This is a genomic window from Burkholderia sp. SR8, from assembly GCF_052851275.1.
The window spans coordinates 95,555-118,856 of record NZ_JAULUC010000015.1 but is presented as its reverse complement, the minus strand read 5'-3'; the positions used below and the strand labels follow the sequence as shown (position 1 = coordinate 118,856).

At 70.6% G+C, this 23,302-nt stretch carries 20 protein-coding genes; 6 read left to right on the top strand and 14 right to left on the bottom strand.

Annotation, left to right across the window (positions count from 1 at the left end):
- Positions 1-72 precede the first annotated feature (72 nt).
- Positions 73-1,002 carry a tryptophan 2,3-dioxygenase gene (gene kynA / locus Q3A80_RS20025; protein ID WP_446330669.1) on the top strand — a complete coding sequence of 310 codons (930 nt, stop codon included), beginning with the start codon at positions 73-75 and terminating at the stop codon, positions 1,000-1,002.
- A gap of 27 nt (positions 1,003-1,029) precedes the next feature.
- On the opposite strand, the gene Q3A80_RS20020 is transcribed toward kynA, so the two are convergent.
- From Q3A80_RS20020 to mdlC, 5 genes are all read right to left on the bottom strand, one after another.
- A complete protein-coding gene (locus tag Q3A80_RS20020) occupies positions 1,030-2,421 on the bottom strand; it encodes an MFS transporter (RefSeq protein WP_446330631.1) in 1,392 nt (463 codons plus the stop codon).
- Positions 2,418-2,555: a hypothetical protein gene (locus Q3A80_RS20015; RefSeq protein WP_446330630.1), complete on the bottom strand. Its 138-nt coding sequence runs from the start codon at positions 2,553-2,555 to the stop codon at positions 2,418-2,420. Before Q3A80_RS20015 ends, Q3A80_RS20020 begins: the two co-directional genes overlap by 4 nt.
- A gap of 178 nt (positions 2,556-2,733) precedes the next feature.
- Entirely contained in the window at positions 2,734-3,678 is a 945-nt protein-coding gene (locus tag Q3A80_RS20010; RefSeq protein WP_446330629.1) for a ketopantoate reductase family protein, read from the bottom strand.
- Positions 3,679-3,691: 13 nt separating this feature from the next.
- On the bottom strand, positions 3,692-5,143 hold the full coding sequence (locus tag Q3A80_RS20005; protein WP_446330628.1) for an aldehyde dehydrogenase: 1,452 nt from the start codon (positions 5,141-5,143) through the stop codon (positions 3,692-3,694).
- A 28-nt stretch (positions 5,144-5,171) separates the two neighbouring features.
- Positions 5,172-6,809, bottom strand: a complete 1,638-nt coding sequence (gene mdlC / locus Q3A80_RS20000; protein ID WP_446330627.1) for a benzoylformate decarboxylase — start codon at positions 6,807-6,809, stop codon at positions 5,172-5,174.
- A 99-nt stretch (positions 6,810-6,908) separates the two neighbouring features.
- On the opposite strand from mdlC, the gene Q3A80_RS19995 reads away from it, so the two are divergent.
- The 4 genes from Q3A80_RS19995 to Q3A80_RS19980 all read left to right on the top strand — a co-directional run bounded on the left by Q3A80_RS19995 (position 6,909) and on the right by Q3A80_RS19980 (position 12,297).
- Positions 6,909-7,820: a LysR family transcriptional regulator gene (locus tag Q3A80_RS19995; RefSeq protein WP_446330626.1), complete on the top strand. Its 912-nt coding sequence runs from the start codon at positions 6,909-6,911 to the stop codon at positions 7,818-7,820.
- Between the two features lie 395 nt (positions 7,821-8,215).
- Positions 8,216-9,610, top strand: a complete 1,395-nt coding sequence (gene dalD / locus Q3A80_RS19990; RefSeq protein WP_446330625.1) for a D-arabinitol 4-dehydrogenase — start codon at positions 8,216-8,218, stop codon at positions 9,608-9,610.
- A 124-nt stretch (positions 9,611-9,734) separates the two neighbouring features.
- Positions 9,735-11,216 (top strand): xylulokinase, encoded by a 1,482-nt coding sequence (xylB, locus tag Q3A80_RS19985; protein ID WP_446330624.1) that lies wholly within the window; start codon positions 9,735-9,737, stop codon positions 11,214-11,216.
- Between the two features lie 124 nt (positions 11,217-11,340).
- Positions 11,341-12,297, top strand: coding sequence for a sugar-binding transcriptional regulator (locus Q3A80_RS19980; RefSeq protein ID WP_446330623.1), 957 nt, complete (start codon positions 11,341-11,343; stop codon positions 12,295-12,297).
- A gap of 13 nt (positions 12,298-12,310) precedes the next feature.
- On the opposite strand, the gene Q3A80_RS19975 is transcribed toward Q3A80_RS19980, so the two are convergent.
- Together Q3A80_RS19975 and Q3A80_RS19970 are read right to left on the bottom strand one after the other, a co-directional pair.
- On the bottom strand, positions 12,311-13,537 hold the full coding sequence (locus Q3A80_RS19975) for an MFS transporter (protein ID WP_446330622.1): 1,227 nt from the start codon (positions 13,535-13,537) through the stop codon (positions 12,311-12,313).
- Positions 13,534-14,730: a serine hydrolase domain-containing protein gene (locus tag Q3A80_RS19970; protein WP_446330621.1), complete on the bottom strand. Its 1,197-nt coding sequence runs from the start codon at positions 14,728-14,730 to the stop codon at positions 13,534-13,536. Before Q3A80_RS19970 ends, Q3A80_RS19975 begins: the two co-directional genes overlap by 4 nt.
- Before the next feature lie 113 nt (positions 14,731-14,843).
- On the opposite strand from Q3A80_RS19970, the gene Q3A80_RS19965 reads away from it, so the two are divergent.
- The gene (locus Q3A80_RS19965; RefSeq protein WP_446330620.1) at positions 14,844-15,728 is read left to right on the top strand and encodes a LysR family transcriptional regulator; all 885 of its coding nucleotides are present in this window, start codon (positions 14,844-14,846) and stop codon (positions 15,726-15,728) included.
- Positions 15,729-15,742: 14 nt separating this feature from the next.
- Here the strand turns inward: Q3A80_RS19965 and Q3A80_RS19960 are convergent, their stop codons facing one another.
- The 7 genes from Q3A80_RS19960 to Q3A80_RS19930 form a co-directional block, all read right to left on the bottom strand.
- Positions 15,743-16,852 carry an ABC transporter ATP-binding protein gene (locus tag Q3A80_RS19960; RefSeq protein WP_446330619.1) on the bottom strand — a complete coding sequence of 370 codons (1,110 nt, stop codon included), beginning with the start codon at positions 16,850-16,852 and terminating at the stop codon, positions 15,743-15,745.
- Between the two features lie 78 nt (positions 16,853-16,930).
- Complete coding sequence (locus Q3A80_RS19955) at positions 16,931-17,644, bottom strand: HAD family hydrolase (RefSeq protein WP_446330618.1); 714 nt, start codon at positions 17,642-17,644, stop codon at positions 16,931-16,933.
- Entirely contained in the window at positions 17,641-18,492 is an 852-nt protein-coding gene (locus Q3A80_RS19950) for a carbohydrate ABC transporter permease (RefSeq protein ID WP_446330617.1), read from the bottom strand. The genes Q3A80_RS19955 and Q3A80_RS19950 overlap by 4 nt, the downstream gene beginning before the upstream one ends.
- Positions 18,489-19,433 (bottom strand): carbohydrate ABC transporter permease, encoded by a 945-nt coding sequence (locus Q3A80_RS19945; protein WP_446330616.1) that lies wholly within the window; start codon positions 19,431-19,433, stop codon positions 18,489-18,491. The genes Q3A80_RS19950 and Q3A80_RS19945 overlap by 4 nt, the downstream gene beginning before the upstream one ends.
- Before the next feature lie 114 nt (positions 19,434-19,547).
- Positions 19,548-20,873, bottom strand: coding sequence for an ABC transporter substrate-binding protein (locus Q3A80_RS19940; RefSeq protein ID WP_446330615.1), 1,326 nt, complete (start codon positions 20,871-20,873; stop codon positions 19,548-19,550).
- Positions 20,874-20,962: 89 nt separating this feature from the next.
- On the bottom strand, positions 20,963-22,318 hold the full coding sequence (locus Q3A80_RS19935; protein ID WP_446330614.1) for a D-tagatose-bisphosphate aldolase, class II, non-catalytic subunit: 1,356 nt from the start codon (positions 22,316-22,318) through the stop codon (positions 20,963-20,965).
- Positions 22,306-23,262 carry a sugar kinase gene (locus Q3A80_RS19930; RefSeq protein ID WP_446330613.1) on the bottom strand — a complete coding sequence of 319 codons (957 nt, stop codon included), beginning with the start codon at positions 23,260-23,262 and terminating at the stop codon, positions 22,306-22,308. The genes Q3A80_RS19935 and Q3A80_RS19930 overlap by 13 nt, the downstream gene beginning before the upstream one ends.
- Between the last annotated feature and the right edge of the window lie 40 nt (positions 23,263-23,302).

Genomic DNA, 23,302 nt, shown 5'->3' with positions numbered 1-23,302 from the left:
GCCGCAGTGGCGTGCGGCTTGCGCGCCGCGCCCCGTCATTCAAATCTGGAGAAAGTCGTGAATTCTGGTCATATGCAGCCACCCGGCGCCGACGCGCCGGCCGGCTGCCCGTTCTCGGGCGCCCGCGCGGCCCAGCCCGCACACGAAGCGCCGCACGTGCCGGGCAGCGATGCCGCGGGCGATGCCGGCTGGCACAACGCGCAGCTCGATTTCTCGAAGTCGATGAGCTACGGCGACTACCTGTCGCTGAATTCGATCCTGAACGCGCAGCATCCGCTGTCGCCCGATCACAACGAGATGCTGTTCATCATCCAGCATCAGACGAGCGAGCTGTGGATGAAGCTCGCGCTGTTCGAGCTGCGCGGCGCGCTCGATGCGGTGCGCGGCGACGCGCTGCCGCCCGCGTTCAAGATGCTCGCACGCGTGTCGCGCATTCTCGAGCAACTCGTGCAGGCGTGGAACGTGCTGTCGACGATGACGCCGTCCGAGTATTCCGCGATGCGGCCGTATCTCGGCCAGTCGTCGGGCTTCCAGTCGTACCAGTACCGGCAGCTCGAATTCCTGCTCGGCAACAAGAACGCGCAGATGCTGCAGCCGCATGCGCATCGGCCCGACATTCTCGAACAGGTGCGTGCGACGCTCGAGGCGCCGTCGTTCTACGACGAGGTCGTGCGCCTGCTCGCGCGGCGCGGTTTCCCGATCGCGCCCGAGCGGCTCGAGCGCGACTGGACGCAGCCGATGCGTCACGACGAAACCGTCGAGGCCGCGTGGCTCGAGGTCTATCGTCACCCGCAGCAGCACTGGGAGCTGTACGAGATGGCAGAGGAACTCGTCGATCTCGAGGATGCATTCCGGCAGTGGCGCTTCCGTCACGTGACGACCGTCGAGCGCATCATCGGCTTCAAGCAGGGCACGGGCGGCACGAGCGGCGCGCCGTATCTGCGCAAGATGCTCGACGTCGTGCTGTTCCCCGAGCTGTGGCACGTGCGCACCACGCTGTAACGTCCGCGCACGTGGCGCGCCCGCCCGTCACGACGACGTGCGGGCCACCTCCCCTTCCCGCGGCGCGCTGGCGCGCGTCAGCCGCGGAATGTGCCGCCGCACCATGAGCAGCGCGACGCACACCACGCTCATCGCGGCGGCCAGCAGCGTCAGGTACGCCGACGCACCGCCCGCCGTGATCACCAGCGCGCCCGCGAACGCGCTGAGGATCGCGCCGAGCCGGCCGAACGCGAGCGCGCTCGCGGTGCCGGTCGCGCGCACCGCGGTCGGATAGATGTACGCGCAGAGCGCATACATCGTCGACTGCACCGCGTTGACGAACAACCCGTGCAGACCGAGCCCGACGATCAGCCAGCCTGTGTGGCGTCCCGCATCGACGCCCATCAGCCACACCGCGCTCGCCGCGCCGCCGATGCTGCACAGCGCGAGCGGCCAGCGCGAGCCCGCATGCGCGATCGCCCATGCGCACAGCAGCGCGCCGATCACGCCGCCGAGGTTGTACGCGGTCAGTCCCGAACCCGCGACCGACACGCTCAGCCCGCTCGCGGCCAGCATCGTCGGCAGCCAGCTGAACGCCGCGTACACGGCGAGCAGACACATGAAGAACGCGCACCACAATGCGATCGTGTCGCGCGCCTGGCCGCCGGCGAACAGCGCGCCGAACCCGCCGCGGGCGCCGGGCGCGCGTGCGTCGCGCAGATCGGTGAACGCGGTGCCCGGTGCGACGGGCCGCTGCATGCGCGCGAGCAGCACGCCGAGTTCCGGCCAGCGCGCGGGGCGGCGCGCGAGATAGCGCGGCGATTCGGGCAGCGCGCGCACGAGCACGAAACCGAGCACGAGCGGCAGCGCGCCGCCCGCGAAGAACAGCCCGCGCCAGCCGTAGTGCGGCAGCACCTCGTGTGCGAACAGGCCGGCCAGCATCCCGCCGAGCGGCACGCAGACGATCGTCGCCGTCACCATCATCGTGCGGCGCCGTGCGGGCGTGTATTCGGCCGTCATCGTGGTGGCGGTCGGCAGCGCGCCGCCGATTCCCAGCCCCGCGCAGAAGCGCAGCAGCGCGATCGTCGCGACGTCCGGCGCGAAACCGATCGCGCAGGTCGCGACGCCGAACAGGAACACGCTGCCGATCACCGCGTGGCGGCGACCGAAACGGTCCGCGACGAGCCCCGCGCAGGCGCTGCCGATCCCCATCCCGATCAGCCCGGCGGCCACCGCCGGCGCGAACGCGCCGCGCGTGATTCCCCATTCGCGGATCAGCACCGGAATCGCAAAGCCGATGAGCTGCCCGTCGAAGCCGTCGAGCACGATCGCGAGCGCGGCAAGCAGCACCACGCAGCGCTGCATCGTCGTGAACGGTCCGTCGTCGAGCGTCGCGCCGATGTCGACCGACGGCGGCTGCAATGTGTCGCGCGTGCTCATGCGGCCTCCCGTGCGGCGTGTATCGGCGGCATCGGCGACATCGAAGGCATCGAAGGCATCGAACGCATCGAACGCATCGGCGGCAACGTGCGCGAACGGCGCACGGCAACACAACGGCATTTGCTGACTTTCATGGCGTCTCCAGTTGCCCGGGCTGGCGCGCACGCGCGTGCCCGGATCTCGTGCTGCACCGGCGGCGTCAACGCATGTGCGTCGGCTCCGTGTGCTGTCCCATCCGTCTCGATCGGCCGCCGTCGTCAATGCGCGGCGCGCTTCTCGTCATGCGGCGCAAGCCGGCCGCCGGCCCGATGCTCAGTCGCGCCGCGCGTCGATCAGCCTGATCAGCGCAAGCAGCGTGTCCGCATGCGGCACCGCGACGCCCGTCTCGCGTGCGGCCGCGACGACCTGGCCGTTGATCGCGTCGATCTCCGTGCGGCGTCCGGCGAGCACGTCCTGCAGCATCGACGGCCGATGGCCGTGGTGCGCATGAATCGCATGCTCGACGTTGCGCGCGATGCGTTCGCCATCCACGGCGATCCCTTTCGCGCGCGCGACGGCGGCCGTCTCCGCCGCGATCGCGAGTGCGAGCCGCGGCCCGTCGGGCACACCGGCGAGCTGATCGACCGTGCAGCCCGTCGCCGCGCACACCGTATTGAGCGCCGCGTTGAACGCGACCTTTTCCCAGATCGCCGCCCACACGTCCGCATCGAGCGAACACGCGAGGCCGGCACGCGACAGCACGTCGGCCACGGCCGCCGCGAACGGGCGCGCCGCTCCGTCGGCCGTCATCATGCGGATCGTGCCCGCACCGTGCGAACGCACGTGCCCCGGCGCCGCGAAATCGGCCGGCCACGTCGTGACGCCGACCAGGATGCTTTCGAGCGGCACGAACGCGTTCAGCGTCTCGACGTTGCCGAGCCCGTTCTGCAACGTCAGCACGCAGGTGCGCGGCGTCAGCAACGCGCGCACGCCATCGAGCGCGGCGCGCGTGTGCAGCGATTTCGTGAACACGATCAGCAGGTCGAATGGTGTATCGGACGCGGCGCTCGCCGCCGCATTCGCCGCTCCCGGCCGGACGGCCTGCAACGCGCGGACGCGGCGTTCGCCGCGATCGTCGTCGATGCGCAGGCCGTCGCGGCGAATCGCATCGAGATGCGCGTCGTTCACGTCGATCAGCGTGACGGCTTCGCCGTGCTCGGCCAGCAGCGCACCGAACAGCGAACCCATCGCACCTGCGCCGAGAATCGCGATCCTCATCGTCGGCGCCTCCTCAGAACGGGTAATGACGCGGCGCGGTCTGCACGGTGATCCAGCGCAGGTCCGTGAACGCGGCGATGCCGGCCTTGCCGCCGAAATGGCCGAAGCCGCTGTCCTTCACGCCGCCGAACGGCATCTGCGCTTCGTCGTGCACGGTCGGGCCGTTCACGTGGCAGATGCCCGATTCGATCCGCGCGGCCACCCGCATCGCGCGCGCGACATCGCGGCTGAACACGGCCGACGCCAGCCCGAACGCGTTGTCGTTCGCGCACCGGATCGCGGCCGCTTCGCCGTCGACGCGCACGATCGGCTTCACCGGCCCGAACGATTCCTCCGCGTAGATGCGCATCGCGGGCGTCACGTGGTCGAGCAGCGTCGCCGGGAACAGCGTGCTGTCCGACTTGCCGCCGCACCGGAGCGTCGCGCCGTGCGCGAGCGCATCGTCGATCAGCGCATTGCAGCGCTCGACGGCCTTCATGTCGATCAGCGAGCCGAGCACGACGGGCCCCTCGCGCGGGTCGCCGAGCGGCAGCGACGATGCCTTGGCGGCGAGCTTCGCGACGAATGCGTCGGCGATCGACGCGTCGACGACGATCCGCTCGGTCGACATGCAGATCTGCCCGGAATTCGCAAACGCGCCGAATGCGGCGGCCGCGACCGCCGCGTCGAGATCCGCATCGTCGAGCACGACGAACGGCGCCTTGCCGCCGAGCTCGAGCACCGACGGCTTCAGATGCCGCGCGCACGCTTCGGCGACGATCCGCCCGACGCGCGTCGACCCGGTGAAATTCACGCGCCGCACGGCCGGATGCGCGATCAGCGCGTCGACCACGGCGCCCGCGTCTTCCGGCGCGTTCGTCACGAAATTGACGACGCCCGGCGGCAACCCGGCCTCCTGCAGCGCCTCGACGATCAGCCCGTGCGTGACCGGACACAGTTCGGAGCCCTTCAGCACGACCGTGTTGCCGCATGCGAGCGGCAGCGCGAGCGCGCGCGTCGCGAGGATCACCGGCGCATTCCACGGCGCGATGCCGAGCACGACGCCGGCCGGCTGCCGCACGCCCATCGCGAGCGCGCCCGGCACGTCGGACGGAATCAGCTCGCCGCCGACCTGCGTGGTCAGCGACGCGGCCTCGACGAGCCCGCTCGCGGCCAGATGCACGTTGAAGCCGGCCCACAATGCCGACGCGCCGGTTTCGGCCGCCATCGCGGCGACGAACTGCTCGTGCTTCGCTTCGAGCGCGGCGGCCGCTTTCAGCAGCAGCGCGCGGCGCGCGCCGGGGCCGAGCGCCGCCCATTCGGGAAATGCGCGCGCGGCCGCGTCGGCCGCCGCGCGCGCATCGTCGACCGTGCACGCGGGTGCGGCCGACGCGACTTCGCCGTCGAGCGGGTTGCGGCGCACGAAGGTCGCGCCGCTGGACGAATGGCGGCGTTCGCCGCCGATCAGCATCGATACGGTTTGCATGGATTCTCCGGAAGACGCGCGATGCGCGTCAGGCAACCTCGACGTCGACGACGACGGGCGTAGCGGCCCGCAGCGCGTCGGTCAGCACATCGGTCAACGTCGCGCGCAGCCGCGCGGCGTCGGCGACGCGTACGCCGCGGCACCCCATCCCCTGCGCGAGCGCGACGAAATCCAGGTCGGGCAGCTCGGTGCCCTGCACCGGATCGCCGGGACCGAAGCCGAACACCGGTGCGAAATCCTGCAGCGCCGCGTAGCGGCGATTGTTCAGGATCACGAACGTGATCGGCAGCTTCAGCTGCGCGGCGCTCCACAGCGCCTGAATGGAATACAGGCTCGAGCCGTCGCCGATCAGCGCGATCACGCGCCGCCCCGGCTGCGCGAGCGCGACGCCGACCGCGGCCGGCATCCCGTAACCAAGCCCGCCGCTGTCCATCGTGTAGAACGTGCCGCTGCGCGTGGACGGCAGGTAGTCCTGCATCACCGGCCGCGCGCTCGGCGCTTCCTCGACGACGATGTCGTGCGCGTCGCGCACGTCGGCGAGCGTCTGCAGCGCGAACGCAACCGACATCCGCTCGCCGGCGCCTGGCGCTTCAGCGCGCGGTCGTGCCGGACGCGGCGCGGGCATCGGCCGCTCGGGCGGCGCCGGCCGCGCGAGCAGGTCGCGCGCCGCGAGCCGCAGGTTGCCGATCACCGCATCGCCGCACGGCGTCCATGCGGCGATGCCCGGATCGTCGACGAGCTGCACGAGCGTCGCGCCCGGCGGCACGTGCGGACCGAAGCCCTCGATGTGATAGGTGAACGCGGGCGCGCCGAGCGCGAACACGAGATCGTGCCCGTCGAGCCGCGCGACGATCTTCTCGCGGATCGCCGGCAGGAAGCCGGCGAACAGCGGGTGGTCTTCGGGGAAGCTGCAGCGGCCGGACATCGGCGCGACGTACACGCGCGCACGGTGCCGCTCGGCGAGCCGCACGACGTCGTCCCATGCGCCGGCACGATCGACGGCCGCGCCGACCACGAGCGCCGGACGGCGCGCGGCATCGAGCGCGTCGCCGAGCCGCGCGAGCGCGTCGGGATCGGGCCGCACGACGCTGCTCACGTCGCGGCGCGGCAGCAGCTCGGCCGGCTGGTCCCAGTCGTCGACCGGGATCGACACGAACACCGGCCCGCGCGGCTCCTGCATCGCGATCCGGTACGCACGCGCGATCGCGGCCGGCACGTCCTGCGCACGCGCGGGCTCGATGCTCCATTTCACGTACGGCTTCGGCAGCTCGGCGGCCTGCGTCGAGCCCAGGAACGGGTCGAACGGCAGGATCGCGCGCGCCTGCTGGCCCGCGGTGACGATCAGCGGCGTGCGGTTCTTGAACGCGGTGAACAGGTTGCCCATCGCGTTGCCGACGCCGGCCGCCGAATGCAGATTGACGACCGCCGCATTGCCGGTGGCCTGCGCATGACCGTCGGCCATGCCGACCACGATGGCTTCCTGCAGGCCGAGCACGTACTGAAAATCGGCGGGGAAGTCGCGAAACATCGGCAGTTCGGTCGAGCCGGGATTGCCGAACACGCGGTCGATCCCGAACTGGCGAAACAGGTCGATGACGGCGTCGCGCACGGTCACCGGCGCGGCGGGTGCGGAAGATGTGGCGGAACGGGACGGGGTGCCGGACATGCTCGGGCGTCTCCTCGGTGGCTTGGCGGTTTCCACAGTATCGAAGCGCGAGTCATTCGCGGATACTGTATTTTTTGCGAAAAGCCATTACGGTTCGGCATGACTTTCGATCTTCGGCAATTGCGGGCATTCACGACCATCGTCGCGTGCGGCAGCCTCGGCCGCGCGGCGGAAGCGCTGCACGTGACGCAGCCGGCGCTGAGCCGGATCCTGAAGCGGCTCGAGGAGCAAGTCGGCGCGCCGCTGTTCGAGCGCCATTCGAAAGGCGTGCAGCTGACCGCGTTCGGCGACGCGCTGCTGCCGCACGCGACGCTGCTGCAGCACGAGGCCGAGCACGCGCGCGAGGAGCTCGACGCGATGCGCGGCTTTGCGAAGGGCACGATCAAGGTCGGCACGGTGGGCAGCATCGCGAGCCTGGTTTTGCCGGTCGCGGTCGGCCGCGTGCTGGACCGCTGGCCGAACTTGCGTGTCGAGATTCTCGAAGGCGTGTGGGACCGGCTCGCCGAAGGGCTGAACAAGCACGAGATCGATCTCGCGCTGTCCGCGCACGGGCCCGACACCGACGAGATCGTCGCGATTCCGGAGTGCCGCTGGGAAGACCGCAGCCATATCGTTGCGGCGCCGCACCATCCGCTGCGCGCGCTCGGCCGCGCGCCGACGCTCGCCGACACGCTGCACGCGCGCTGGGCGATCCCGCCGCGCGGCACCGCGCCGTTCGATCACATGCGGGCGACCTTCGACGCGCACGGGCTGGCGCTGCCCGACATCGCGGTCGAGACGCGCTCGGTCACGACGCTGAAGAGCCTCGTCGCGCATGCGGGCTTCCTGAGCTGGATGGCCGAACCGATGTATGGCGCCGAACAGCGCGCGGGCACGATCGACACGCTGCCGGTGCGCGAGGTCGTCGCGGTGCGCACGCTCACCGCGTTCCGGCGCCGCCACGGGATTCTGCCGGGGCCGGCCGGGAAGCTGCTCGACGAACTCGTCGCGCTGACACGCGACGGCGGGTGATGGTGGGCCGTGGTCGGGCTTGCTCGGGCTTGCTCGGGGCTGCCCGGGGCTGCTCGGGGCTGCTCGGGCCTGCTCGGGCCTGCTCGGGCTTGCTTGCCCCCGCCCGTTCCTGCTGTGGCTGCTGTCCCTGCACGTACCGCTTCTCCCTTTCCGCCTTCCGCGCCGCCCCCGCCGTCCGTGCCGTCCCTCCGTCCGTACCGGTCATTGCCTGCCCAGCGCGCCACCGGCGCCCGCCGCCGCAACGCACCATCGAAATGCCGCGCCCACGCCTTGACTTTCGTTCTCCCGAATACGATCATTCGCTCACATGAAGAGCAAATGATCGTATTCGACAGCGACGATCGCGGATGCTGCGGCAAGGCCGCCCGCGCCCCCATCGCGAAAGGAGACACCGGATGACCGAATCGCCCTCCGCCCGCACGCCCGTGCTGCTGCACATCGGCGCAGGCTCGTTCCACCGCGCGCATCAGGCGTGGTACCTGCATCGCGTGAACGCGGCCGTGCCGGCCGATGAACGCTGGTCGCTGACCGTCGGCAACATCCGCGACGACATGCGCGCGACGATGGACGCGCTCGCCGCACAGCACGGCGCGTACACGCTCGAAACCGTCACGCCGCAGGGCGAGCGCGCGTACGAGACGATCCGCGCGATCTCGCGCGTGCTGCCGTGGTCGGTCGACCTCGCCGCGCTGATCGATGCGGGCGCCGATCCGGCCTGCCGGATCGTGTCGTTCACCGTCACCGAAGGCGGCTACTACCTCGACGAACACAACCGGCTCGACGTCGCGAACGCCGATCTTGCAGCCGATCTGCAGGGCGCGCGCACGACGCTGTACGGCGCGCTCGCCGCACTGCTCGCCGAACGCGTGAAGCGCGGCGCGGGGCCGCTCACGCTGCAGAGCTGCGACAACCTGCGCAACAACGGCGCGCGGTTTCGCGCGGGCATGCGCGAATTCCTCGAACGGCGCGGCGAAGGCGGCCTGCTCGCGTGGTTCGATGCGCACGTCGCGACGCCGAGCGCAATGGTCGACCGCATCACGCCGCGGCCGACCGCCGACGTGCGCGAGCGCGTGCGCGCGGCCACCGGCGTCGACGATGCCTGCCCGGTGATGGGCGAATCGTTCATCCAGTGGGTGATCGAGGACCGCTTCGCGGCCGGCCGGCCGCGCTGGGAGCTGGCCGGCGCGGAACTGGTCGGCGACGTGCATCCGTACGAGGAGGCGAAGATCCGCATCCTCAACGCGACGCACAGCTGCATCGCATGGGCCGGCACGCTCGCGGGCTACACGTATATCCACGACGGCACGCACGACGCGGCGATCCGCCGCTTCGCGCACGACTACGTGACGCAGGACGTGATGCCGTGCCTCACGCCGAGCCCGCTCGATCTCGCGCGCTACCGCGACGTCGTGCTCGAACGCTTCGGCAATCCGTACGTGCTCGATACGAACCAGCGCGTCGCGGCCGACGGCTTCTCGAAGATTCCCGGCTTCATCGCGCCGACGCTCGTCGAATCGTTCGCGCGCGGCGCGACGCCTGTCGCGACCGCCGTACTCCCGGCGCTGTTCCTGCGCTTTCTCGAACGCTGGGCGCGCGGCCTGCTGCCGTATGCGTACCAGGACGGCGTGATGGACGAAGGCGCCGCGCGTGCGATCGTCGAAGCCGACGACCCCGCCGTCGCGCTGTGCGCGAGCCGCGCGCTGTGGGGCTCGCTCGCAGGCAACGCGGCGCTGTACGAAGCGCTGCGTGCCGGGCTCGCTCGCGTCGACGCATGGCTCGCACAGCGCTGATGCGCGGTGCCGCGTCCGGCAACCGGCAGCCCGCACGCGGCCGCGCATCCGGGCGAACCTGCGTTGGCAGGCACGCGTGCGTGCGGCTAAAGTAGCGGCTCCTCACTGACGGAACGGATCGCTCATGTATCTCGGCATCGACCTCGGCACCTCGGAAGTAAAGGTGCTGCTGCTGGCCCCGGACGGCACCGTGGTCGGCACCGCGGGCACGCCGTTCAGCGTGTCGCGGCCGCACCCGCGCTGGGCGGAACAGCATCCGGACGACTGGTGGCAAGGCACGCTCGGCGCGCTCGCGGCGCTGCGCGAGCGGCATCCGCACGCTTTCGCGCAAGTGCGCGGGATCGGCCTGTCCGGCCAGATGCACGGCGCGGTGCTGCTCGGCCGCGACGACCGCGTGCTGCGTCCCGCGATCCTGTGGAACGACATGCGCAGCGCCGACGAATGCGCGCTGCTCACCGAACGCGCCCCCGATCTGCACGCGCTGGCCGGCAACCTCGCGATGCCGGGCTTCACCGCGCCGAAGCTGCTGTGGGTCGCGAAGCACGAACCCGACGTGTTCGCCGCGACCGCGTGCGTGCTGATGCCGAAGGACTATCTGCGGTTCCGGCTCACCGGCGCGAAGGTGTCCGACCCGTCCGACGCGGCCGGCACGCTGTGGCTCGACGTCGCGCGCCGCGACTGGTCCGACGCGCTGCTCGCCGCCTGCGACATGACGCGCGACCAGATGCCGCGCATCGTCGAAGGCAATGCGCCGTCCGGCACGCTGCGCGCGGACGTCGCGCGCGACCTCGGCTTGTCCGAAGCGGTGGTGGTCGCCGGCGGCGGCGGCGACAACGCGACCAGCGCGCTCGGCATCGGCGCGATCCACGCGGGCGACGGCTTCGTGTCGCTCGGCACGTCGGGCGTGCTGAGCGTGGTCGGCGACCGCTTCATGCCGAATCCCGCGTCGGCCGTGCACGCGTTCTGTCATGCGATTCCCGATCGCTGGCAGCTGATGAGCGTCGTGCTGTCCGCCGCGAGTTGCCTGCGCTGGGTCTGCAAGCTGACGGGCACCGACGAGCCGGCGCTGCTCGCCGAGATCGAAGCGCTCGACGCGGACGCACTCGCGACGGCGCCGCTGTTCCTCCCCTACCTGTCCGGCGAGCGCACGCCGCACAACGATCCGTATGCGCAGGGCGTGTTCTTCGGGATGACGCATGCGACCGAGCGCGCGCATCTCGGCTACGCGGTGCTCGAAGGCGTGACGCTCGGCCTCGCCGACGGCCTCGACGCGCTGCACGCGGCGGGCGTCGAAACCGATCGTCTGTCGTTGATCGGCGGCGGCGCGCGCAGCGCGTTCTGGGCACAGCTGATCGCCGATGCGCTGAACGTGCGCACGCGCCAGCACGGCGGCGGCGAAACCGGTGCGGCCCTCGGCGCCGCGCGCCTGGGCTGGCTCGCCGTCGGCGGCGATCCTCACACGGTGCTGACCAAGCCGCCGGTGCGCGCCGAATACGCGCCCGACGCTGCGCGTCATGCGCAGCTGCGCGAGCGCCTCGACGCGTTCCGCTCGCTGTACCGTCACGTGCGCCCGCTTTACGAACCGTCGCGCGCGCGGCTCGCGTAGGCGCCGCCGCGGCAACGCGCCGAGGCCGTCGGCCGCGCGTGCGGCATGCGTTACAGTGGATGCCGTTGCGCCGCCTGACGGCCGGCCCGCGGGGCGGCCCCCAGATCCAAACCGAACCGCTATCGTGTCCAAGTCCTCAGAAAAACTCGATCTCGCCACGCGCGCCGCGTGGCTCTACTACGTCGCCGGCGACACGCAGAACGAAATCGCCGAGAAGCTGCAGGTGTCGCGCCCCGTCGCGCAGCGCCTGGTCGCGTTCGCGGTCGAGAAGAACCTGATCCGCGTGCGCGTCGATCATCAGCTCGCGGACTGCCTCGAGCTCGGCGCGCAGTTGTCGAAGCGCTACGGGCTCACGATGTGCGAAGTCGTGCCCGTCGATGCCGACGCGCCCGAAGCGATCGACCGCAAGCTCGCGGTCGCCGGCGCACAGGTGATGGAGCGCTATCTGAACGAAACGCGGCCGATGGTGATCGCGGTCAGCAGCGGCCGCACGCTGAAGGCGGCGGTCGCGCAGATCGCTCAGATCGAGCGGCCGCAGCACCGGCTCGTGTCGATGGTCGGCGCGATCGCGGCCGACGGATCGTCGAACCGCTACGACGTCGCGCAGTACATTTCCGAAAAGACCGGCAGCAAGCACTTTCTGCTGCCCGCGCCGCTGTTCGCCGACAGCGACGCCGAGCGCGCGCAGTGGTGCAATCACCGGCTGTACCGGATCGTCGATGCATTGTCGGCGCAGGCCGACGTCGCATTCGTCGGGATCGGCAACATCGGCCCGCACTGCCCGCTCTACGAGGACGGCTTCATCACCGAGCAGGAGCGCGACGAGATGACCGCGCTCGGTGCGGTGGCCGAACTGCTCGGCGTGCCGATCGATGCGCAGGGCAAGCTGGTCGACGTGTCGACGAGCGCGCGCGTGACGAGCGTCGCGCTCGAGACGCCGCCGAAGCGCCCGACCATCGCGTTCGCCGGGGGCCCGAAGAAGCGCGACGCGGTGATCGCCGCGCTGCGCGGCGGCTGGGTGTCGGGGCTCGTCACCGACGAGACCTGTGCACGGGCGGCGCTGGAGGCGAAGGCGGCGTGATACGGGCGGCCCGTCACGCGGCCGCACGTGATGCCGGAAACGCATGCCGGCGCGCGCGCCATGCGCCAAGCCACGCCGCAGCCAGCAGCGCGACGAGCACCCACGGAATCGATGCAGCGCCGCTCGCCCCGAGCAGCATGCCGCCCGCGAGGCCACCGCCGGCGATCGCGAGATTCCACACCGTCACGAGCATCGACTGCGCGACATCGGCCGCGTCGCCGGCCGCGTTCGCGGTGGCCGTCTGGAACAGCGTCGGCGCGCCGCCGAACGCGAGCCCCCACAGCGCGACACCCGCATAGACGGTCGCGGTCCCGGAACCGGCGCCGAGCATCACCGCCGCGACGCCGAACAGCGCGATGCTCGCGAGCGTGAGCCGGCGCTGCGCGGCGCCGATCCATGCGCCCGTCAGCGCGATGCCGGCCAGCGACGCGACGCCGAACACGAACAGCACCGCGTCGACCTGCGCACCCATCCGCGCGCCCGCGAGGAACGGCGCGACGTACGTGTACAGCATGTTGTGCGCGAGCACGTACGCGAACATCACGACCAGCACCGTGCGCACGCCGGGCAGCGCGATCACGCCGAGCACCGGCTCGCGCGCACCGGCCGGCTGGCCGGGATAGTCCGGCATGCGCAGCCGGATCCAGCCGATCAGCACGAACGCCGCGACCGTGATGCCTGCGAACGCGATGCGCCAGCCGAACATCGCGCCGAGCGCGGTGCCGGCCGGAATGCCGATCGACATCGCCGCCGGAATGCCGAGCATCGCCACCGCGATCGCGCGGCCGCGCAGCGACGGATCGACCATCCGGCTCGCATAGCCGGCCAGCAGCGCCCACAGCAGCCCGGCCGACATCCCGGCGACGAACCGTGCTGCCAGCGTGAGCGCGTAGTACGGCGACGCAGCCGTCAGCGCATTCGACACGACGAACCCGGCCAGCGCCGCGAGCAGCAGCCGGCGCCGGCGCACCGCACGCGTCGCCGCGACGAGCGGAATCGCAGCGACGATCGAGCCGAGCGCATAGACGGTGACCAGCTGGCCGATCAGCGCCTCGGTCACGCGCAGGTCGGCGCTCATCAGCGGCAGCAGGCCGGCCGGCAGCGCTTCGGTGAGGACCGTGATGAAGCCCGCGGTAGCGAGCGCCAGCAGGTTCGCGACGGGCAGGCGCGCGCGCGCCGGTGCGCGGCGGGCGGCCGCGCGATCGGCCGCGCGATCGGAGACGGATACGCACTCGCTCATCGCACGCTCCGATTGTCGACGCCGTAGACCGCATCGCGCACGTCGGTGACGATCCGCCCGTGCATCCCTTCGTACAACGTATTGGTCAGTGCAACCGCCGTCAGCCCCGCCGCCCGGTCGACGAACCACGCATGCCCGTACGCGCCGCCCCAGCGCCACGTGCCGATCGACTCCGGCGATTGCGCGGCCGCCGGGTCATGCAGCACGGAAAAGCCGAGCCCGAAGCCGAAGCCCGGCGCGTCGGGCAGGTCGTGGGCGCCCGGCTGCACGCGCGACATTTCGTCGATCCAGCGGCGTGCAAGCCAGTCGTTCCGTCCGGTGCGCAACGTATCGAGCAGCGTCATGCAGTCGCCCGCGGTACCGATCATCCCGGCGCCGCCCGACGGCCACGCAGCCGCGTCGAACGCGCGTGCCGGCGCAAAGCGGATGCCGACTGTGCCGTCGTACACCGGGACGAGATCGTCGTCGGCCATCCGGCGCGGCACGTCCTGCGTACTGACGTAAGGCGTCGCCATGCGCGCCGCGTCGTGCGTGAAGAATGCCGTGTCGGTCATCCCGAGCGGTGTCGTCACGAGCGCCGCCACGGCGTCGACGAGCGGCCGGCCGTCGACCGCCTCGATCAGCGCGCCCACCACGTCGGTCGCAAGCGAGTAGTCCCACGACGTGCCGGGCGCGAACCGCAGCGGCACGCCGGCGATGCGCCGGACGTTCTCCGCGAGCGACGGTCCCGCGCGGTCCATTCCGTCGGACACGCCCGCGCGCGCATACGGTCCGTCGGCGTCGGCTTCGAGGAAGCGATAACCGAGGCCGGCCGTGTGCGACAGCAGATGACGCAGCGTGACGTCGGCACGCGTGCCGTCCGCGAGCGTCGGCGTGAATGCCGGCAGCCAGCGCGCGACCGGCTCGTCGAGCCCGATCTTCGCTGCCGCGACCAGTCGCATCGCGGCGGCCGTCACGATCGGCTTGGACACCGACGCGAGCCGGAACAGCGTGTCCTCGCGCATCGGCGTACCGGCCTCGCGATCGGCCAGTCCGGCCGCGCGCGCATAGCGCAGTTCGCCGTCGCGGGCGACCAGCACGACCGCGCCGACCACGCGCGCGTCGGCCAGCCCGCGATCGAGCACGGCGTCGAGCCGATCGCGCAGCGCGGCGTCCGGTTCGGCGCGACGGGCGGTGACAGGCAGGGATGACATGGCGTGACCTCGAACAGTGAAGGAACGCCCATCGTAGGGAGCCGGCACGAGAAGAAAAACCGGGTTAGAGTTCCTGACACTCCGGACGTCAGTGTCCGCAATCGGGAACCTGCATGGAAAATCTTGGCGGCTTCGTCGTGTTTGTCCAGGTCGCGGAAACGCGCAGCTTCGTCGCGGCCGGCCGTGCGCTCGGGCTGTCGGCGTCGGCGATCGGCAAGCGCATCGCGCGGCTCGAAGCGCGACTGAACGTGCGGCTCTTTCACCGCAGCACGCGCAGCATCACGCTGACTGCGGAAGGCGCGCGGTTCCTGGAGCGATGCCGGCGCGTGATCGCCGAAATCGACGCGGCCGAGCGGGAATTGACGCAGAGCGCCGAGGCGCCGCGCGGGCGGCTGCGCGTGAGCCTGCCGACGATTGGCACGCTGCTGCTGCCGGTGCTCGCCGATTTCATGGCCGCGTATCCGGAAATCGAGCTCGACATCGACTTCAGCGACCGGATCGTCGACGTGGTCGACGAAGGCTTCGACGTGGTGCTGCGCACCGGCCGGCCGACCGATTCGCGGCTGTCGTCGCGGCTGCTCGGCCACTTCCGCCAGCACCTGGTCGCGTCGCCCGACTATCTCGAACGGCACGGCACCCCGCGCACGCCGGCCGATCTCGCGCAGCACCGCTGCCTGCACTACCGGTTTCCGAGCAGCGGCAAGCTGGAGATCTGGCCGGTGCGTGCCCCGCGCGCCGGCACGCCGCCGGCGCTGCCCGTCTCGATGGTCAGCAACAACGCCGAGACGCGCTTGTGCTTCGCGCTGCGCGGGCTCGGCATCGCATGCCTGCCCGAGTTCTTCGTGCGCGATGCGCTCGACGACGGCAGGCTGCGCGCGGTGCTCGACGATCACGTCGTGAGCCGCACGCCGTTCTACGTGCTATGGCCGTCGGGCCGCCATCCGATGCCGAAGCTGCGCGCGTTCGTCGATCACATGGCCGGGCATTTGCCGTTGTAACCGGCGAGCAGCCGTCAAGCCGCCTTCGCGTGCGCGCTCAACCGCCGCAACGCCTGCCCCGCGTCATCGAACAGGTGGCAATGCTCGGCCTGCGCATGCACGTGCAGCGCCTCGCCCGTACGGTACGTGTCGAGCGGCGGAATCCGCGCGATCAGCCCGTCCGGCGCGACTGCCGACTCCGCATACAGGTACGCGGCATCGCCGAGCGACTCGACCGCCATCGTCCGCGCGGCGACACCGTCGGCCGCCGCCCCCACCAGCAGATGCTCGGGCCGCACGCCGACCGTCACGGCCGCGCCGCGCTGCAGCCCCGCTGCTTCGACCGCGACGTGCTGCGTCTCGCCGCTGTCGAAGCGCACCAGCACACCGGCCGCATCGGCCGACTCGACCGTGCCCTTCAGGAAGTTCATCTTCGGCGAACCGATGAAACCGGCGACGAACTGGTTCGCCGGCGCGTGGTACAGCTCGTTCGGCGTGCCGACCTGCTGCACCGCGCCGCCCGACAGCACGACGATCTTGTCGGCGAGCGTCATCGCCTCGACCTGGTCGTGCGTCACGTAGATCATCGTCGTCTTCAGCTCGTCGTGCAGCCGCGCGAATTCCAGCCGCATCTTCACGCGCAGCGCGGCGTCGAGGTTCGACAGCGGCTCGTCGAACAGGAACACCTTCGGCTTGCGCGTGATCGCGCGGCCGATCGCGACGCGCTGCCGCTGCCCGCCCGACAGCTGCTTCGGCTTGCGGTCGAGCAGGTGATCGATGTGCAGGATCTTCGCGGCCTGCTTCACCGCCTGGTCGATCTCGGGCTTCTTTGCGCCCGCGAGCTTCAGGCCGAACGCCATGTTGTCGTACAGCGTCATGTGCGGATACAGCGCATACGACTGGAACACCATCGCGATGCCGCGCTTCGCGCTCGGCACGTCGTTGACCTTCGCGCCGTCGATCAGCAGGTCGCCGCTCGAGATGTCCTCGAGCCCGGCGATCATCCGCATCAACGTCGATTTGCCGCAGCCGCTCGGCCCGACGAACACGACGAATTCGCCGTCGGCGATGTCGAGGTTCACGTTGCGCAGCACTTCGGTATCGTCGTAGCGCTTCGCGATATTGCGCAGGAGCACGCTTGCCATGGTCTGTCTCCGTTCGTTCGTGATGCTTGATGTTTCGTCATGCGCCGCGGCGACGCCGCGCGCGATCGTTCGTGGCCGCTAGCCCGGCAGCACGGCGCCCGTCGCCTGCCAGCGCGCGACGTAGCCGGGCAGCTCGTGCATGTCGTCGAAGACGTGCCGCGCGCCGATCCCGCGCAGCGCATCGATCTGCGCGGCCGACGCATGGCCGCCGCCGACGAAGCCGAGCACGGTCATGCCGGCCGCGGCGGCCGCGGTGATGCCGGTCACGCTGTCCTCGACGACGAGGCACTGCGCGGGCAGCGCGCCGAGCGCGCGTGCGGCCGCCAGATACACGTCGGGCGCCGGCTTCGGCTGCGCGACGGCGTCCGCGCAAAACAGCCGGTCGCCGAAGAAGCGCGCGAGGCCGGTGCGCGCGAGCGCCGCTTCGACGTACGCGCGGTAGCTGTTGCTCGCACACGCGGTCGTCAGCTCGATCGCCGCGAGCGCCGTATCGATGCCGTCGACCATCGGCGCGTTGACGGCCGCCGCTTCGACCGCGCGGCGGATCGCGTCAACGTCGTCGGCAGACAGCGTGCGGCCGACGGCCTCGCTCGCGCCGGCCAGCACGCGCTCGATCCGCAGCCCGAGCAGCGGCATCACCGCCGGCCGCGCATCGATGCCCGGCCAGCGCGCGTCGAGTTCGCGCACGAGCACGTCGGCGGCGACGGCCTCGCTGTCGATCAGCACGCCGTCGCAATCGCAGATCAGCACGTTCATGCCGTGACGCGCCCCGCCCTCGCCGGCCGCCGTCATTTGACGGCCCCGAACGTGAGCCCGCGCACCAGCTGCTTCTGCGACAGCCAGCCGACGATCAGGATCGGCGCGACCGCGAGCAGCGACGCGGCGGACAGCTTCGCCCAGAACAGACCTTCGGGGCTCGAGTACGACGCGATGAACACGGTCAGCGGCGCCGCGTTCGAGCTCGACAGGTTGATGCTCCAGAACGCCTCGTTCCACGACAGGATCACGAGCAGCAGCGCGGTCGATGCGAGCCCCGGCAGCGCCATCGGCATCAGCAGGTAGACGATCTCCTGCCACGTCGACGCGCCGTCGATGCGGCCGGCTTCGAGAATGTCCTTCGGAATCTCGTTGAAGTACGTGAAGGTCATCCACACCGCGATCGGCAGGTTGATCAGCGTATACACGATCACGAGGCCCGATACGGTATCGAGCAGCCCAGCGTTCTTCCACAGCAGGTAGATCGGCACCAGCACGCCGACCGACGGCATCATCTTGGTCGACAGCATCCACAGCAGCACCTTCTGCGTGCGGTGGTTCGGGAAGAACGCCATCGCATACGCGGCCGGCACCGCGAGCAGCAGCGAGATCGCCGTGACGCCCGCCGAGATCAGCACCGAGTTCCATGCGAACGCGAAATAGTTGCTGCGCGCGAACACCTCGCGGAAGCTGTCGAGCGTCGGCATGAAGAACAGCGTCGACGCATACGCCTGCTGCTCGGTCTTGAACGCGGTGATCGCCATCCAGAAGATCGGGAAGAACAGCAGCAGCGCGAGCAGCCAGGCGAGCGCGCCGGGCAGCGCGCGCCGCACGAGCTCGAACGGGGCCGGCGCGCGCCGGCCTTCGATAGTCAGGTCGCTCATTTCTCGTACTCCCCCTTCAGGTTGCGCGCGAGCATCCGCACCAGGAAGAACGACACGACGTTCGCGACCACGACGGCGATGATCCCGCCCGCGGATGCGAGGCCGACGTCGAACTGCTGCAGGCCGAGCGCGTAGATCAGGTACGACAGGTTGGTCGTCGCGTCGCCGGGGCCGCCGCCCGTCGTCGTGTAGATTTCCGCGAAGATCGACAGCAGGAAGATCGTCTCCATCATCACGACCACGGCGATCGCCCGCTTCAGGTGCGGCAGCGTGATGTAGAAGAACATCGCGATCGGGCCCGCGCCGTCGATGCGCGCGGCTTCCTTCTGCTCCTGGTCGAGCGACTGGATCGCGGTGAACAGGATCAGGAACGCGAACGGCAGCCACTGCCACGCGACGATCATGATCACCGCGGTGAGCGGGTAATCGGCGAACCAGTCGACCGGCGTCAAGCCGAGCGCGCGCATCGCGTTCGCGACGAGCCCGTACACCGGATGCAGGATCATGTTCTTCCAGATCAGCGCGGCGACCGTCGGCATCACGAAGAACGGCGCGATCGCGAGCAGCCGCGCGATGCCCTGCCCGTAGAACTTGCGGTCGAACAGCACGGCCATCAGCACGCCGCCGACCACGGTGATCGCGAGCACCGCGCCGATCAGCACGAGCGTGTGCCAGATCGCGGGCAGGAACGACGGATCGGTCGCCAGGAAGCGGTAGTTGTCGAGCCCGGCGAAACCCTTCACGTCCGGGTTCAGCAGGTTGTAGCGCGAGAACGAATACCAGATCGTCATCGCGAGCGGAATCGACATCCACAGCAGCAGCACCGCGACGGACGGCGACACGAGCCAGCTCGCGCCGCGCGCGCGGCGCGGCGCGCCGGGCGGCGACGACGCGTCGCCGACCGACGGCGCGTGGCTCAGGGGAAGACGTAAATGACGCATGATCGGAGTCCCTCCGGTTGATGCGCGGGCGCGAACGGCCTGCCCGCGTTGCCGCTTCGGCGGCTGGCCCCGCGTGCGGCAGCGCGCACGGGGCAAGCCGCGTTACCGCCCGCGTTACTTCTTGTAGCCGGCCTGCCGCACTGCCCGGTCCGCGGCGGCCTGCCCGGCAGCGAGCGCCTGGTCGACCGACATCTGGCCGGCCACCGCACCCGCGATCGCCTGCCCGACCACCGTGCCGAACGACTGGAATTCAGGAATCCCGACGTACTGCACGCCCGTGTACGGCACCTTCTTCAGCGACGGATCGTTCGGGTCGGCCGTCTCGATCGCCTTCAGCACGAAGTCCGAGAACGGCGCGGCGGCCTTGTACTCGGCGCGCTGATACGTCGACGTGCGCGTGCCCGGCGGTACCGATGCCCAGCCTTCGTCCTTGCCGACCATCTCGATGTACTGCTTCGACGTCGCCCACGCGATGAACTTGCGCGCCGCATCCTGCTGCTTCGACGTCTTCGGCACGGCGAGCGCCCACGCCCACAGCCAGTGCGAGCCCTTCGGCGTGACGGCGACCGGCGCGGCCGCGAACCCGATCTTGTCGGCGACCTGCGACTGCTGCTTGTTGTAGAGCATGCCGGCCGCGACCGTCGCGTCGATCCACATCGCGCACTTGCCCGATGCGGTCAGCGTCAGGTTCTCGTTGAAGCCGTTCGAGCTCGCTCCCGGCGGGCCGTCCTTCTTCAGCAGGTTCACGTAGAAATTGATCGCCTTCTTCCATTCCGGCGACGTCAGCTGCGCGTTCCACTTCTCGTCGAACCAGCGCCCGCCGAACGTGTTCACGACCGTCGACACGTACGCCATGTTCTCGCCCCACCCGGCCTTGCCGCGCAGGCAGATCCCGTAGGTGCCCTTCGCCTTGTCGGTGAGCTTGTCCGCGAACTCGGCGATCTGGTCGTAGGTCGGCTGGTCGGGCATCTTGAGCCCCTTCGCCGCGAACAGGTCCTTGCGGTAGAACGTCATCGAGCTTTCGACGTAGAACGGCAGCGCATACAGTTGGCCGTTGTACGACAGGCTGTCGCGCGCGGTCTTCACGATGTCGTTCAGGTCGTAGTCGGCCGGCAGTCCGGTCATCGGCGCGAGCCAGCCGCGCTTGCCCCACTGCGGCGTCTCGTAGGTACCGATCGCCATCACGTCGAACTGGCCGCTGCCGGTCGTGATGTCGGTGGTCGCGCGCTGGCGCAGCACGTTCTCCTCGAGGATCACCCAGTTCAGCTTGATGTCCGGGTTCGCCTTCTCGAACGCCGGCGACAGCTTCTTCAACTCGATCATGTCCGGGTTGTTCAGCGTCGCGATCGTCAGCGTGCCGGCGGACGCCGCGCACGCGGCCGTCGCGAGCGCGGCTCCGGCAAAGCAGCGTACGGCGGCATCGAGCATCTTTCGTTGCATGGCATGTCTCCAGTGATTGTTCGAACTGTCGTCGGTGTTGCGTGTTGCGTAGTGCGTATGTCGTGTTGCCGAACTTCCTTCGCGGCCCGTCATGCCGGCCGCTGCATCCCGCACGCGCGCGCATAGTGCGCGATCACGTCGCGTATCCGGTGGCGCACCCACGCGCGCGGCTCCTTCGCGAGGCCGCCCGCGCGGCACGCCGCGTACACGTCCGGCAGCCACTGCGCGACGAGCGTTTCCGGCACCGGCTGCCGCGCGAGATTGTCGAACAGCTGCTCGACCGCCGCCGCGACGGCCGGCTGCAGCCAGTAATAGCGGATCCGGTCGCTGTAGCCGAACTGGCGCGCGAGCCGCTGCTCGGTCTCGTCGCCGCGGTAGTACGGCGCCCAGTGTTCGGGCTGCGCGCGCATCGCGGCGTCGACGACGTCGCGCAGGCGCGAACGCTGCGCGGCGTCGATCAGCGCGTCCTCGATGAACGTGAGCGCGAACAGCGCCTCGCGCAGCGCGAAGGTCAGCGCGGGACCGACCTTCAGCACCGCGAAATGGTCGCGCACGAGCGCGGCGAGCGCGGCTTCGGTCTGGTAGTCGGTCGAATGCGCCTCGAACACGAGGCGCGGCGTGCGCAGGATGCTCGCGCCGAGCGACGCGGCCTTCGCGCTGTCGTAGTCGAGCACGTGACGATCGTCGAAATCGACGCCCGGCTGCGCGACGATCGCGACCACGCGCGTCCATGCGTCGTCGAGCCCGGCCGCCGCGAACGCGCCGCGGTGCGCATCGAGCGTCGCGGCGATGCTGTCGGTGCGCGTGACGGCGATCCGCGCGATCGCGGCGCCGTCGGCATCGCCGTCGCCGGCCAGTTCGCCGCCCGGCGTCGGCACCTCGGTGCCGATCACGTAGACGGGCGCGACGCCCGCGCGCGCCGCCGCATCTTCCGCGGCACGGCACAGCTCGGCCGCACGCGCGGCGATCGTGCGGTCGTCGAGCCGCACCGGATCGTCCGCGCACGCCATGCTCGCGTCGAGGTGGATCTTCTCGAAGCCGGCTTCGACATAGGCCGCGACCATCGCGGCCGCTTCGCGCATCGCATCGGCCGCGCGGCGGTGCCGCCACGGATTCGGCCCGAGATGATCGCCGCCGAGCACGAGCGCCGACGGCGCAAGCCCGCAGCGCTGCGCGATCGCATCGACGTCGCGCCGGAAGTCGGCGGGCGTCATGCCCGTGTAGCCGCCGAGATGGTTCACCTGGTTGCAGGTCGCCTCGATCAGCAGCGGCGAGCCATCGGCGCGCGCGGCCTCGCATGCGGCCTCCAGCACGAGCCGGTGCGCGCTGCAGATCGAATAGATGCCGCGCTGCGCGTCCGCGCGGTTCGCGTCGAAGATCATCCGCAGCACGGTCTGCGCGTGCGCGGTGCGTGCTTGCTCGGCGATGGTCGTCAGGCCGGACATGCGACACCTCGTTCGGTCAGGAAGCGGTCGATCTCGGCCGCGCTGCTGTTGCCCTCCATCGGGCCGCGCCGCGTGACCGCGATCGCGCCGGCCGCGTTCGCGCGGCGCAGCGCGATGTCGACCGGCAGGCCCGCGACGAGGCTCGCGACCAGCGTGCCGCCGAAGCAGTCGCCGGCGCCGGTCGGATCGAGTTCGTCGACAGGATAAGCCTGCGCGTCGACGCGGCTCGCACGATCGAACGCGACACTGCCGGCCGCGCCGCGCTTGAGCACGACGCGCTCGAGCAGCGGATGCGTCGCGAGCAGCCCGGCGATCGCGCGCTCGGCCGGCTGCGGCCCGCAGAAGAACGGCAGGTCGGCCTCGCTCGGCAGGAACAGGTGGCACGCGGCGAGCATCGCGTCGAGCGCTGCGCGCATCGGCCGGAAGCTCAGCATCTCGGGCCGCACGTTCGGGTCGAACGACACCTTCGCGCCGGCGCGTGCGGCCTCGATCACGCCGCGCTGCACGGCCGCGATCGCCGATTCGCTCGTCAGCGACGAGCCCATCACGTGAAAGTAGCGGCAGCCGTCGAACATCGCGGTATCGACGTCGGTTGCGTCGACGCACGCGGCCGCGCTGGTGGACAAGCTGAACACGAAGCTGCGCGAGCCGTCGTCGCGATACGCGACGAACGCGGTGCCGGTCGGGCGCGCGACGCGGCGGATGCGCGCGACGTCGACGCCGTCGCGTTCGAGCCGTGCGACGATCGCATCGCCGAACGCGTCGCGGCCGACGCAGCCCGCATACGCGACGCGTGCGCCGAGCCGCGCGGCCTGGTCGGCGAAGATCGCCGGCGCGCCGCTCGGGAACGGGCCGGCGAACAGGCCCGGCGCATCGAAGCCCTGGCCGCGCTCGGCGGCGACGAATTCGGCCAGCAGTTCGCCGGCAACCACGATCTCGGCCATCAGGCGTGCCCTCGTGCGGCAGCGGCCGCGCGCAGCGGAT